We start from the raw sequence: 13072 nt of genomic DNA, 5'->3' as shown, positions 1-13072 counted from the left end.
GGGCGCGCGGCCGGGATCCAGGCGCACGTAGTTGGCCCTGCCCCAGTGGTAGGTCTCGCCGGTGAGCTCGTCGCGCACCGGCACGGACTCGTGCCGGTCGAGGCCGAGTTGCGGCATGTCCAACGAGACCGTGGCCTCCTGGCTGTGGTGAGGGTCGAGATTGACGACCACCAGGACCGTGTCGTGTCCGGAGCGCTTGCTGTAGACGATGACCGCGTCGTTGTCGGCCTCGTGGAAGCGGAGGTTCCTGAGCAGCCGCAGGGCGGGATGCTCGCGCCGGAACCGGTTCAGCGTGGTGATCAGCGGCGCCAGGGAGTACCCGGCCCGTTCCGCGTACTCCCAGTCCCGCGGGCGCAGTTGGTACTTCTCCGAGTGCAGGTAGTCCTCGCAGCCCGCACGCGCAGGGGTGTTCTCGCACAGTTCGAACCCGGCGTACATGCCCCAGCTCGGCGCGAGCGTCGCGGCCAGCACGGCCCGCACCTCGAAGGCGGCGCGGCCACCGTCCTGGAGGTAGCCGGGCAGGATGTCCGGGGTGTTCACGAACAGGTTCGGGCGCAGATACGCGGCGGTCTCCACGGAGAGCTCGGTCAGATACTCGGTGAGCTCCTGCTTGGTGTTCCGCCACGTGAAATACGTGTAGGACTGCTGGAAACCGGCCTGGGCGAGCGCCCGCATGACGGGGGGCCGGGTGAAGGCCTCCGCGAGGAAGACGACGTCCGGGTCGCTCGCGTTGATCTCGGCGAGCACCCGGTCCCAGAACGCGACCGGCTTGGTGTGCGGGTTGTCGACGCGGAAGACGCGTACGCCGTGCCCCATCCAGAACCGCAGCAGCCGTACCGTCTCCGCGACAAGACCCGGCAGGTCCTCGTCGAAGGCGATCGGATAGATGTCCTGGTACTTCTTCGGCGGATTCTCCGCGTACGCGATGGAACCGTCGGGCCGGTGGGCGAACCACTCAGGGTGCTTCTCCACCCACGGGTGGTCGGGGGAGCACTGCAGCGCGAAGTCCAGGGCCACTTCGAGGCCCAGCCCCTCGGCGCGGCGCACGAACGCGTCGAAGTCGTCGAGCGTCCCCAGATCCGGATGGACGGCGTCGTGACCGCCCTCGGGCGAACCGATCGCCCACGGCACACCGACGTCGTCGGGACCTGCGGAGAGCGCGTTGTCCGGACCCTTGCGGAACGTCGTGCCGATCGGATGGATCGGCGGCAGATAGACGACGTCGAAGCCCATCTCCGCGATGGCGGGCAGGCGTTCCGCCGCGGTGCGGAACGTCCCCGATACGGGTGGCGCCCCCTCCTCGACGACGGCACCCTCCGACCGGGGGAAGAACTCGTACCAGGCCCCGTAGAGCGCGCGCTCCCGCTCCACGAGCAGGGGCATCGCCTGCGAACGGGAGACCCGCTCGCGCAGCGGGTACCGCGCGAGGACCTCGTCCACCTCCGGAGCGAGCGCGGCCGCCAGACGTGTCCTCGGCGACCGGTCCTCGTCCTGGAGCGCGGCAGCCGCCGCCAGCAGCGTCTGCCGTGCCGTGCCCGCCGGGGCACCGCGCGCCGCACGCTCGTACAGGAGCGCGCCCTCTTCGAGCATCAGCCCGGCGTCGATGCCGGCGGGCACCTTGATCCCGGCGGCGCGCCGCCACTCCGTCACGGGATCCGTCCAGGCCTCCACGTGGAACGTCCACTGCCCCTCGACGTCCGGAGTGACCTCTGCGCCCCAGCGGTCGCTGCCCGGGGCGACTTCGTGCATCGGGGTCCACGGCCCGCGGCGTCCGCCCGGGCCGAGGAGCACGACATCGGCGCCGACCGCTCCGTGGCCCTCGGCGAACACGGTCGCCGTGACCTGGAACGTCTCGCCGGGCACGGCTTTCGCCGGGCGGCGGCCGCAGTCGACCGCGGGCCGGACGTCGAGCACGGGCACGGGCACGGTGCGGGCGGCGGTCGCCTCCGAAGCTGACGTCATCGGTCCCTCCTCCGCCGGGCGTGCGTGCAGGCGGCCCCCACGGGAGCCGGGTGTCGCTATCGGGCCCGGGCGCTCGGGGAGAGCTGAGGCCGACGGGTTGCCGTGTGTGGTGCTCGTGCTGTGCTGGACGGTCGTGCCTCTCGTGGACGCAGATACTGCTCGGCCGCGTCGGCGGCCTCCCGTGCTTTGCACTCGCCCATCAGGACGCACAGCGTGTACGCGGTGTCCTCGAAGTGCATGCGCACGGATCGGTCGGCGGGGTGCGCCAGCAACAGCCGTTCCCACGCCCGGTACTGACGCAAGTGCCGTGCGACCTCGGATTTGGCGGGCAGCAGCTTCACGCTGGTCACCCTTTCGCTCGTTGATCCTTCTGACTCATCGTGCACGGATGAGCACCCATCGTCCTGTTAGGCATTCAACTAATGGGGTCGGCGCTTGCGCCGGCGGGGCCGGTGCCGGTGCGTCCGCGCTCGCCTGTGCCTCGTGTTGCGCAAATGGAGTAGCGCTCGCACCCTGAGACTGACTCAGAAGCGATCAGTGCTCACGCTGCGTGTTCGGGGCTCGGCCGACCAGGCCGAGGCGGAGCGGACAAGCTTCGCCGAGAGGAGCCAAGAGCAATGAAATCCGCGATCCCCTGCTACTACCACCTCGAGGTCGAGGTAAGCCCGGAGAGGATCGACCAGGTCGGGCGCATCCTGACCGCGCATCTCCGGCACTGGGGGCTGGGGGTTCTCAGCGAACCCGTCTGCCATTGCACCGGGGTTCTGCTCCACGAGATCGAGGAGCACGGAGCCGACAAGAACACCGTCGTGGAGATGTGGTGGAACGGTCAGCACCTCATCACCGCCGTGTCCGACACCAACCGCGAACTGCACGAGCGGCACTACGGACCGCAGGGCTGCCTGACGCAGATCGCCGCGCTCAGTGACGGCTGGGGCAGCTTCCCGGCGACCGACGGCAAGATCATCTGGTTCTCCCGGCGGGTCCGCGCTCCCGAACGCGCCCCGCTGGCCCCCGCGGCGCCCGCGCCCAGCCTGCGCGAGGCCCTGGAGCTGCCGCGCGAGGTGCCCCTCGCCGCGCTCGCGGGCCCCGCGGTGGCGGAACCCGCGGAGGCGGAACCCGCGGTGGTGTGAAAGCCCGCCTCACACGGCGGCGCGGCACACCGGCCGCGGCTTCCCCGAGCGGGCGGCCGCGGCCGGCGCACCGTTTCCGGCCCGACCCCACATCGCACCGTTTACCGGCGCGGCCCCGAATCCCCCCCGTACGGAGGCAGTTGCGTGCGCACCTGGACCGGCACCCCCTTTCCCCTCGGCGCCACCTATGACGGTGAAGGGACCAACTTCGCCCTGTTCAGCGAGGTCGCCGAGCGCGTCGACCTCATCCTCATCGACGACGACGGCACGCACCGCAGCGTCACCCTCACCGAGGTCGACGGCTTTGTCTGGCACTGCTACCTGCCCGGCGTCGGCCCCGGGCGGCGCTACGGCTACCGGGTGCACGGCCCCTGGAACCCCGCCGAAGGCCACCGCTGCAACCCGGCCAAGCTGCTCCTCGACCCGTACGCCCGGGCCATCGAGGGCCAGATGGACAACGACGCCGCGCTCTTCGAGCGTGCGGCCGACGGACCGGGGCGGGCCGACAGCGCGGGACACACCCCGCTCTCCGTGGTGACCGATCCGGCCTTCTCCTGGGAGGGCGACCGACCGCCTCGACGCCCCTACGCCGAGACGGTGGTGTACGAGGCGCACGTCCGCGGACTGACCCGGACGCACCCCGGAGTGCCCGAGGCGCTGCGCGGCACGTACGCGGGCCTCGCGACGGAACCGGTCATCGAGCACCTCACGTCGCTGGGCGTGACCGCGATCGAACTGATGCCGGTCCACCAGTACGTCCAGGACGGCTTCCTGCGCGACCGCGGCCTGTCCAACTACTGGGGCTACACCTCCATCGGCTTCTTCGCCCCGCACAACGCCTACGCGGCGCACGGCTCGCGCGGCGAACAGGTCACCGAGTTCAAGTCCATGGTCAAGGCGCTGCACCAGGCCGGACTCGAAGTGATCCTCGACGTGGTCTACAACCACACCGCCGAGGGCAACGAGAACGGCCCCACCCTCGCCTTCCGCGGCATCGACAACGCGTCGTACTACCGCCTGGCCGAGGACGACCCGGCGCACTACTTCGACACCACCGGCACCGGCAACAGCCTGCTGATGTGCCACCCCAACGTCCTGCAGCTGGTCATGGACTCGCTGCGGTACTGGGTCACCGAGATGCACGTCGACGGGTTCCGCTTCGACCTGGCGGCCACGCTCGCCCGGCAGTTCCACGACGTCGACCGTCTTTCGGCCTTCTTCGACCTGGTCCAGCAGGACCCCGTCGTCAGCCGCGTCAAACTGATCGCCGAGCCCTGGGACGTCGGCGACGGGGGATACCAGGTCGGGAACTTCCCGCCCCTGTGGTCGGAGTGGAACGGCAAGTACCGCGACTCCGTACGGGACTTCTGGCGCGGCGGCGACCACACCCTCGCCGAGTTCGCCTCCCGGCTGACGGGATCGTCCGACCTCTACCAGCACGACCGCCGCCGCCCGCGCGCCAGCGTCAACTTCGTCACCGCGCACGACGGATTCACCCTGCGCGACCTGGTCTCGTACAACGACAAGCACAACGAGGCCAACGGCGAGAACAACCAGGACGGCGAGAACGCCAACCGCTCCTGGAACAGCGGCGTCGAAGGACCCACCACGGACGAGGGGATCCTCGAACTCCGCGCGCGCAGGCAGCGCAACTTCCTGGCCACCCTCATGCTCTCGCAAGGCATCCCGATGCTCGCCCACGGCGACGAACTCGGCCGCACCCAGCAGGGCAACAACAACGCCTACTGCCAGGACAGCGAGCTCTCCTGGATCGACTGGGACCTCACCGACGAGCAGCGCGACCTCATCGCCTTCACCCGCCGCGCCATCACGCTGCGGCTCGCCCACCCCGTGCTGCGCCGGCGCCGCTTCTTCCGCGGCGACACGGCCACGCACCAGGGCCAGCCGCTCCCCGACCTGGTGTGGCTGAGGCCCGACGCCCTGGAGATGACGGACCAGGACTGGCAGCGCGGCGACGCGCACGCCGTCGGTGTCTTCCTCAACGGCGACGCCATCGCGGAACCCGACGCCCACGGCAGGCCGGTGGTCGACGACTCCTTCCTGCTCCTGCTGAACAGCTACCGGGAACCGGTCGTCTTCGACCTGCCGGACGCCGCGTACGGGGAGCGCTGGACGACGCGCATCGACACCACGGACCCCACGGGGGTGGCGGACGAGACGGAACACAAGGCGAACGGCGAAGTCACCCTGGAGCCGCACAGCCTGCTCCTGCTGTCCCGTCCCGCCCGCACCACGTCGGTCAGCGCACGGTCACGGTGAACACGTCGGAGGCCGTCGAACCCTGGACGACGCGCAGCTCGTTCTTGCCCTTCAGGCCGAGCTTGACGCCCAGGGAGTAGCTGCCGCCGCGAGTGACAGGGGCGGAAGCGGGCAGCGAGACCCAGTGGCCGCGCTGCTTCTGCTGAAGGGTCACCTTGCTGCCGGGCTTCAGGCCGGTCGTGGTGCCGGTGACACGGAACAGCTGCCACGCCTTGACGGACTTCACCGAGGGCTTCGCGGTGATCTCGGCCTGTGCGGCGGTGGCCTTCTGTGTGACGGAGACGGGGTGCGCGGCCTGGGTCGCGGCCATGGCGGCGGTCCCGGCCGTGCCGAGGGCGACCGCGCCGATGATGCCGACGGCAGCCATGCGCAGGGAGTTCCGCTTGGTGACGATCATGAGGGTGCCTTCCGTGAGGACATGGGAGGAGAGGTGCGCTATCTCCCATTCGGGCTGTTCACGACTATTGAGACGGGCGGCCACCCGCATGCGTTGTGCCCGCAGTGTCACCGTCCTGCAACAGCCGCCGTCCCGGGTCACCGCGCGACCGCATGGGCCGTTGGCGCCGACCGCGGTCGGTACGGGCGCGCACGAGTGAGCCAATGGCCCAGTCGTACGAGGCTGAGTTGAGCCAGATGGCGATCGGATGGTCTGATGGTCCTGTCGATGGCGCTGCGGATCTCCGCGGCGCCTTTTTCATGCGAGCAGATCGAGATGTGCACGGAAGGGCGGGGAAGCTTTGCTGAAAAGGGTGTTCGTGGCGCCGGATCCGGGACGGATGCGGCTCCGCTTCGCTTCGCGGGCCGTACTCGGCATCTCCTTGGCGGTCGTCGTGTGCGGTCTGGCCGGACACTCGCTCGTCGCGGCGATCACCGGAGGACTCGCCGCGCTCCTGGCCCTTTTCACCGTCTCGGACACGACGGTGCGCGGGCAGGCGATCACCACGGCCCTGCTGCCCGTCGTCGGGTTCCCCGTGCTCGCGCTCGCGGCGTCGCTCCACGACACGCCGCTCGCACGGGACTGCGCCTTCCTGGCCGTCATGGGCCTGGGCGTGTACGCGCGGCGGTGGGGGCCGCGCGGGCACTCGCTCGGCGTGTTCGCCTTCATGACCTTCTTCATCAGCCAGTTCCTCCACACGGAGCCGCACCAGCTTCCCCAGCTCTACGTCGCGGTGCTCCTGTCGCTCGCCGCGTCCTCGACCGTGCGTTTCGGCGCCTGGTGCTACGAGCGCGGGCTGCCGCCGGGCGTGGTGCCGCCCGCCCCACCGGCCGCCAGGGGTTTTGCCAGGGCGACCACCCGGCAGGCCGTCCAGGCGGCCGCGGGTGGCGCCTTCGCACTCGCCGCGGGCCAGCTGCTCTCCGGTGAGCGCTGGTACTGGGCCGTCGGCGCCACCTGGTGGGTCTTCGTCAACACCACCTCGCGCGGCGAGACGGTCGTGCGGAGCTTCCGGCGCGTGCTCGGCACGCTGATCGGGATGGGCGCGGGCCTCGTCCTCGTCGTGCCCCTGGACGGCGCGCCCGTTCCCAGCGCCCTGCTCGTGGCGGTCGGCGTCTTCGGCATCTTCTACACGGCCGCGGTGTCGTACACGTGGATGATGCTCTCGGTGACGGTGCTCGCCGGATCGCTGTACGGCCTGCTCGGCGTGCTGGACGCGGGGCTGCTCGGGCTGCGGCTCGCCGAGACCGGCATCGGCGCCCTCGGCGCGGTCCTCGCCGTGCTGCTCGTCCTGCCGATCACGACGCACGCCACGACCGAGGCGTGGATCGAGAAGGCGCTGCACTGCGTGCACGACTGCACGAAGGAAGCAGCCGCCCGGCTCGGGGGCGTGGAATCCGCCGACCCCGCCCGCCGCATCGCCGAGCTGGAGGCGATCCTGGGACGGGTGCGCATGTCCCTGGCGCCGCTCGTGCACCCGTTCAGCCCCCTGAGGACCCGTAAGGGGCGCGCTCTCCAGGTGGTCGCGCTGCTCGACAACTGTGCGCGCGAGATACGGGGACTCGCCGCCGTCGCCGCGGATCCGGAGGCGTCCCACGACGCCCGCCTGGCCGCCGCGTGCCGCCGCGTCGAGGCCGCGGTCGAGTCCCTGACGGCGCCCAGCGGGGCACCGGCGCAGGTCAGCGAGGCCGTGGACCTGCCGCACGCCGTCGTGGAACCGGCCCTCGCCCACCTGCACAGCCTGGAACGAGCGTTGGCCGACCTGGCCCACCCGCTCCAGAGGGCGGGGCGTGCGCCGCTGCTGGGCGCCTGATCGCGCAGCGACCCACCGGCATCACAACCGCCGGGGCGGGGTGCCGGTGTCCGTGTCGGAGCCGTGTTCGAAGGCGTGGCGCAGACGCAGCAGGCCGCGGCGGGCGTGGCTCTTCACCGTGCCCAGGGGCCAGCCGGTGACGACGGCGATCTGGGGCTGCGTGAGGTCGTCGTAGAACGCCAGGCGCAGGACCTCGCGCTGCGGCGGTGGCAGCCGGGCCAGTTCGTGCTCCACGAGGACCTGGTCGAGCACGCCGTCCAGGGAGGGCGCCTCCTGGGGGCGTACGGAGAGCGCCGCGCCCGCCGCGTCGACCAGGGCGGCCCTGCGGCTCCGCGCGGACAGGGCGTCGGCGACCTTGCGCCGGGTGATGCCGATGAGCCAGCCGGCCAGGGCCCCGCGGCCGGGGGAGTACCCGGCCCGCCCGCGCCAGGCGGCGATGAACACCTGCTGCGTCACGTCCTCGGCCTCCCGCGCGTCCCCGAGCGAACGCCGGGCGACGCAGAGCACCAGCGCCGAGAACCGCTCGTGGACGACGGCGAGGCAGGCCTCGTCCCCCGCCACGAAGCCGGTGGCCAGGTCCTCCTCGTCCCGGACCGCCGCGCGGCCCGGCAGGGGGGCGGGAACGCTCTCGGTGACCGGTCGACTGGCGATCATGTGCGGCTGCTCTCCTTCTGCCGGGCGGCCGCTTCTTCCGTCCCGGGGTGGTCCGGGCCGGGCGGGCGGCCTGGCGCCGATCCTTCGCGCGGGCGGACGGACGAGCAACGTGCATCGATTCTGCGTCGTATTTTTGGGGGCATGAACGATTCAGCGGCCGCGCTCACCTCGGGAGCCGTCGCCCGGCGCCTGGGCGTCTCACCGACCACACTGCGCAGCTGGGACCGCCGCTACGGCCTGGGTCCCGCGGCCCGCACGCAAGGACGCCACCGACGGTGGACGCCCGAGGACGTCGCCGTGCTGGAACACATGTGCAGCCTCACGGCCGGCGGCATCCCGCCCGGCGAGGCGGCGCGCCTGGCGTCGCAGGGGTCCCGCACGTCCCGCACGTCCGTCGGGGCGGTCCGGCCGGCCGACGAGACCGGCGCGCCGTCCACCGGACGGCGGCGCCGCGACGCCGGCACCGTCCTGCCCCTCGGCGACGTGCGCCAGGAGTGCCGGGGCCTGGCCCGCGCCGCGGTCCGCCTGGACGCGCGGGAGATGCAGAGCAGGCTCGACTCGCTGGTCGGCGAGCACGGCGTCGTACCCGTGTGGGAAGAGGTCATGGTGCCCACGCTGCGGGCGGTGGGACGCAAGTGGGAGCTGTCCGACGACCGTTACGTGGAGGTCGAGCACCTCCTGTCCTGGCACATCTCGACCACCCTGCGCAGCGCCCCGCTGCTCCGCCCGCGCGCCGCACCGCCGCTCGACACCTCCCCGGTCCTGCTCGCCTGCATGCCGGACGAACAGCACAGCCTGCCCCTGGAAGCGCTCAACGCGGCCCTCGGCGAGCACGGCGTCCCCACCCGGATGCTGGGCGCCGCCGTACCTCTGGAGGCACTCGTCGCCGCCGTGCGGCGCACCGGTCCCTCGGCTGTGGTGCTGTGGTCGCAGGCCCGCTCCACCGCGGGCGAGGCCGTCGCCCGCCGCGTGGCGGCGATGGAGTGGGGGCCCGCGGGCGCCCGCCGACGCGCCCTCGTCCTGCCGTCCGGGCCGGGCTGGGGACGGTCCGCGCGCACCGGGCCCGCCCGCTGCCACAGCCTCCGGGACGCCGTCACCCTGCTGAGCCCGCCCCACCCCGGGTAGGAGAGCCACCGCCGCACCGGTCACCGGCGATTCGCGCGCGGTCGGTGCATCCAAGTGGCGATCCCGTGCGGAATGCTGGGCATGGGCAGGGGCGGACGACCGGCGAGGGGCTTCATGCAGGACGCGGACATCGCCATCGTGGGGGCCGGCGCGGCGGGCCTGTCGCTCGCCTACCGGCTGGCCGTCGACCGCCCCGGCGGCCCGATGCCGTCGGTGGTCCTGATCGACGCCCCCGCAGGACCCCTGAAGCCCGCCGAGCGCACCTGGTGCTTCTGGGAGGAGCCGCACGGCGAGTTCGACGCCGCCCTCACCGCCGTCTGGGACACCCTGCGCGTCCGCGCCCCGGACGGCACCGCCGTCGCCGCCTCACCCGCCCCCCTGCGCTACAAGATGCTGCGCTCCGGCGCCTTCGAGTCCCTTGTCGGCGACCGCCTCGCCGACGAGTCGAACGTGGCACGTCTGGAGGCGGTGGTCGAGGAGATCCGTGACGTCGGCGACGGCGCCGAGGTCCGCACGCGCACACCCCGCGGGCGCCCCCTGTCGCTGCACGCCCGTTGGGTGTTCGACTCGCGTCCGCCGAGAGTCCTGCCGCCGGGCCGCACCACCCTGCTGCAGCACTTCCACGGCTGGTTCGTCACGACCGACCGGCCCGCCTTCGACCCGCTGGTGGCGGACCTGATGGACTTCCGCACGCCCCAGCCGCCGCACGGGCTGTCCTTCGCCTACGTGCTGCCCACCGGCCCGCGCCAAGCCCTGGTCGAGTACACGGAGTTCTCCCGCCAGGTCCTCGACGACGCGGCGTACGACCACGCGCTGACGCGGTACCTGACGGACGAACTGGCCCTCGGCGCCCACGAAGTCGTCCGCGTGGAGCACGGCGTGATCCCCATGACCGACGCACGCTTCCCCCGCCGCGCCGGCCGCTCCGTCTTCCGCATCGGCACCGCGGGCGGAGCGACCCGTCCCTCGACCGGGTACACCTTCGCCGCCATCCAACGGCAGACACGCGCCGTCGCCGCCGCCTACCACCGCGGCCGCACCCCGCAGCCGCCGCCCCCGCACTCGGCGCGGTCACGGGCGATGGACGCCGTACTGCTGCGTGCCCTGGACACCGGCCGGGTCAGCGGCGCGTCGTTCTTCACCCGCCTCTTCCGCGAGGTCCCCATGGAACGGCTGCTCCGCTTCCTCGACGGCCGCACCGGCGTCCGCGAGGACCTGACGATCGGGCTGCACACCCCCGTGGCCCCCATGCTGCGTACGGCGGCCGAGCTGCCCCGACTGCGCAAGCACCGGGCCCACGCCCCCGCTTCCGCCCCCACCCCCGCGCCCGCCCCGCGGCCCGGACAACCGGCCGAACGGAAAGAGAACTGAGATGACCGTGCTGCGCGACGACACCCTGTCCGCCGCGTTCGACCACGCCGCCCGCACCTACGACCGCCTTGTCGCGGCCAACCCCGGCTACCACGCGCACCTGCGTCGCTCCGCCCGGCGGCTGCGGCTGCCGGACGGCGGCGCGGGGCTGCGCCTGCTCGACCTCGGCTGCGGCACCGGCGCCTCCACCGGTGCCCTGCTCAGCGCCGCCCCGCTGGCCGAGATCGTCGCGGTCGACGCGTCGGCCGGCATGCTGGAGCGCGCCGCGGCCAAGCCCTGGCCGCCCTCCGTGACCTTCGTGCACGCCCCCGCCGAACGGCTCGAACAGGCGGGCGTCGAGGGGCCCTTCGACGCGGTCTTCGCCGCCTACCTCTTCCGCAACCTCGCCGACCCGGACGCCGTACTCGCCGCGGTCCGCGCACTGCTCGCCCCGCACGGCCGCCTCGCCGTGCACGAGTACACCCTCAGCGGGCGCCTGACGGACCGCCTGGTGTGGACGGCCGTCTGCAAGGCGGTGGTTCAGCCCGCGGGCACCCTGTCCGGTGACGGGGCGCTCTACCGGCACCTGTTCCGCAGCGTCTCCGGCTTCGACACCGCCGACGCGTTCGCCGCACGCACCCGCAAAGCGGGCTTCGGCCGCGTACGCGTCCTGCCGATGCCCGGCTGGCAGACGGGCATCGTGCACACCGTGCTGGGCGCGGCCGACGGCTCCGGCGGGGCCGTCCGATGAACCTGAACGTCACGGAACAGCCGTACGCGACGCCCCGCCGCGGCCGCGACCGCCGCGCCCGGGTCTGGCACGCGCCGACCGGACTCGCGCGCGTACCGAAGGGCCGGACGCGTACGACGGCCGTCGTGGGCGGCGGCCTCGCCGGCCTGGCCGCCGCCACGGCCCTGGCCGAACGCGGCGTCCGAGTCACCCTGTACGAACGCGAATACCAGCTCGGCGGACGCCTGGCGGGCTGGCCCATCGAGCTCGCCGACGGCTCCACGGCGACCATGACCCGCGGCTTCCACGCGTTCTTCCGCCAGTACTACAACCTGCGCGGCCTGCTGCGCCGGATCGACCCGGGCCTCATCACGCTGACCGGCCTGCCCGACTATCCGCTCCAGCACAGCGCGGGGTTCCGGGACAGCTTCGCGAAGGTGCCGCGCACCCCGCCGTGGAGCGCACTCGGCTTCGCCGCGCTGAGCCCCACGTTCGGCGGGCGCGACCTGGCCAAGATGAACCCGCGCGCCGCCCTGCCCCTGATGGACGTACGCGTCCCCGAGACCTACCGGCGGCTCGACCGCACCAGCGCGCACGAACTCCTCGAACGGATCCGGTTCCCCGAAGCCGCCCACCACCTGGCCTTCGAGGTGTTCTCCCGCAGCTTCTTCGCCGACCCGCGCCTGCTCTCGGCCGCCGAACTCGCCCTCATGTTCCACATCTACTTCCTCGGCTCCAGCGAGGGCCTGCTCTTCGACGTACCGCAGGAACCCTTCCCGACGGCCTTCTGGGAACCGCTGGCCGGCTACCTCGCAGGCCTCGGCGTCGACATCCGCACCGGGCACGGGGTGGAGAGCGTCCAGCCGGTGCCGGGCGGCGGGTTCCGCGTCACCACCGAGGACGGCGGCGCCCCGTACGACACCGTGGTGCTCGCCCTCGACACGACCGGCCTGCAGCACGTCGTCGCCCGTTCGCCCCGGCTCGCCGACCGGCAGTGGCGCGAGCGGATCATGCGGCTGCGCACCGCCCCGCCCTTCCTCGTCTCCCGTCTCTGGCTCGACCGGCCCGTGGCCGCCGACCGGCCGGGCTTCATGGGAACCAGCGGCTACGGGCCGCTGGACAACGTGAGTGTCCTCGAACGGTGGGAGGGCGAGGCGCTGCGCTGGGTCGCGCGCACCGGCGGCTCGGTCGTCGAACTGCACGCGTACGCGGTGGATCCCGGCGCCGACCGGACGGCGGAGCAGGAACGTTTGCGGATGCAGTTGCAACGCGTCTACCCCGAGACGCGCGACGCCAAGATCGTGGACGAGCGGCACGAATGGCGCGCCGACTGCCCGCTGTTCGCGGTGGGAGGCTACGAGGACCGGCCCACCGTGCACACCGCGGACCCGGCCCTGACCGTCGCGGGCGACCTCGTCCGCAGCGACCTGCCGGCCGCCCTGATGGAGCGCGCCGTGACCACGGGATTCCTCGCCGCGAACGCGCTGCTCGAACGCTGGGGGCTGCACGGCCAGACGCTGTGGTCGGTCCCCGACCGCGGGCGGGTCCCGGCGCTGCGGGCACTCAACCGGCTGCTCGGCACGTGAGCCGGT

General features: G+C 72.6%; 11 protein-coding genes. 7 read left to right on the top strand and 4 right to left on the bottom strand.

From position 1 onward, the window contains the following. Positions 1 to 1962 (bottom strand): alpha-1,4-glucan--maltose-1-phosphate maltosyltransferase (locus AC07DO_RS10865; protein WP_479058525.1); only part of this gene is annotated, 1962 nt, incomplete at its 3' end. A gap of 56 nt (positions 1963 to 2018) precedes the next feature. Beyond that, positions 2019 to 2303 (bottom strand): DUF5133 domain-containing protein, encoded by a 285-nt coding sequence (locus AC07DO_RS10860; protein ID WP_479058601.1) that lies wholly within the window; start codon positions 2301 to 2303, stop codon positions 2019 to 2021. Between the two features lie 276 nt (positions 2304 to 2579). On the opposite strand from AC07DO_RS10860, the gene AC07DO_RS10855 reads away from it, so the two are divergent. Both AC07DO_RS10855 and glgX read left to right on the top strand, forming a co-directional pair. Beyond that, positions 2580 to 3095, top strand: coding sequence for a pep a2 (locus tag AC07DO_RS10855; protein WP_479058524.1), 516 nt, complete (start codon positions 2580 to 2582; stop codon positions 3093 to 3095). A gap of 144 nt (positions 3096 to 3239) precedes the next feature. Next, positions 3240 to 5375, top strand: a complete 2136-nt coding sequence (glgX, locus tag AC07DO_RS10850; RefSeq protein WP_479058523.1) for a glycogen debranching protein GlgX — start codon at positions 3240 to 3242, stop codon at positions 5373 to 5375. Here the strand turns inward: glgX and AC07DO_RS10845 are convergent. Continuing rightward, positions 5356 to 5772: a hypothetical protein gene (locus AC07DO_RS10845; RefSeq protein WP_479058599.1), complete on the bottom strand. Its 417-nt coding sequence runs from the start codon at positions 5770 to 5772 to the stop codon at positions 5356 to 5358. The two genes, glgX and AC07DO_RS10845, sit on opposite strands and share 20 nt — an antisense overlap. Positions 5773 to 6112: 340 nt before the next feature. On the opposite strand from AC07DO_RS10845, the gene AC07DO_RS10840 reads away from it, so the two are divergent. Then, positions 6113 to 7621, top strand: a complete 1509-nt coding sequence (locus tag AC07DO_RS10840; protein WP_479058521.1) for an FUSC family protein — start codon at positions 6113 to 6115, stop codon at positions 7619 to 7621. Between the two features lie 21 nt (positions 7622 to 7642). Here the strand turns inward: AC07DO_RS10840 and AC07DO_RS10835 are convergent, their stop codons facing one another. Further along, entirely contained in the window at positions 7643 to 8275 is a 633-nt protein-coding gene (locus AC07DO_RS10835) for a sigma-70 family RNA polymerase sigma factor (RefSeq protein ID WP_479058520.1), read from the bottom strand. A 141-nt stretch (positions 8276 to 8416) separates the two neighbouring features. Here AC07DO_RS10835 and AC07DO_RS10830 point away from each other — a divergent pair, with 141 nt between their 5' ends. The 4 genes from AC07DO_RS10830 to AC07DO_RS10815 all read left to right on the top strand — a co-directional run bounded on the left by AC07DO_RS10830 (position 8417) and on the right by AC07DO_RS10815 (position 13066). Continuing rightward, positions 8417 to 9400 carry a MerR family transcriptional regulator gene (locus AC07DO_RS10830; protein ID WP_479058519.1) on the top strand — a complete coding sequence of 328 codons (984 nt, stop codon included), beginning with the start codon at positions 8417 to 8419 and terminating at the stop codon, positions 9398 to 9400. A 114-nt stretch (positions 9401 to 9514) separates the two neighbouring features. Next, positions 9515 to 10771, top strand: a complete 1257-nt coding sequence (locus AC07DO_RS10825) for a lycopene cyclase family protein (RefSeq protein WP_479058518.1) — start codon at positions 9515 to 9517, stop codon at positions 10769 to 10771. A gap of 1 nt (position 10772) precedes the next feature. Further along, positions 10773 to 11501, top strand: a complete 729-nt coding sequence (locus tag AC07DO_RS10820) for a class I SAM-dependent methyltransferase (RefSeq protein ID WP_479058517.1) — start codon at positions 10773 to 10775, stop codon at positions 11499 to 11501. Further along, positions 11498 to 13066 carry an FAD-dependent oxidoreductase gene (locus AC07DO_RS10815; protein WP_479058516.1) on the top strand — a complete coding sequence of 523 codons (1569 nt, stop codon included), beginning with the start codon at positions 11498 to 11500 and terminating at the stop codon, positions 13064 to 13066. The genes AC07DO_RS10820 and AC07DO_RS10815 overlap by 4 nt, the downstream gene beginning before the upstream one ends. Positions 13067 to 13072 lie beyond the last annotated feature (6 nt).

The organism is Streptomyces sp. NPDC045678 (assembly GCF_056432085.1).
The sequence above is the reverse complement of the archived record's forward strand: the minus strand, read 5'-3'. Positions and strand labels throughout refer to the sequence as shown.

Excerpts from the sequence above, each read along its gene's own strand:
- AC07DO_RS10855 (WP_479058524.1), top strand. The coding sequence starts at position 2,580 with ATGAAATCCGCGATCCCCTGCTACTACCACCTCGAGGTCGAGGTAAGC.
- AC07DO_RS10845 (WP_479058599.1), bottom strand. The coding sequence starts at position 5,772 with ATGATCGTCACCAAGCGGAACTCCCTGCGCATGGCTGCCGTCGGCATC.
- AC07DO_RS10835 (WP_479058520.1), bottom strand. The coding sequence starts at position 8,275 with ATGATCGCCAGTCGACCGGTCACCGAGAGCGTTCCCGCCCCCCTGCCG.
- AC07DO_RS10830 (WP_479058519.1), top strand. The coding sequence starts at position 8,417 with ATGAACGATTCAGCGGCCGCGCTCACCTCGGGAGCCGTCGCCCGGCGC.
- AC07DO_RS10825 (WP_479058518.1), top strand. The coding sequence starts at position 9,515 with ATGCAGGACGCGGACATCGCCATCGTGGGGGCCGGCGCGGCGGGCCTG.
- AC07DO_RS10820 (WP_479058517.1), top strand. The coding sequence starts at position 10,773 with ATGACCGTGCTGCGCGACGACACCCTGTCCGCCGCGTTCGACCACGCC.
- AC07DO_RS10815 (WP_479058516.1), top strand. The coding sequence starts at position 11,498 with ATGAACCTGAACGTCACGGAACAGCCGTACGCGACGCCCCGCCGCGGC.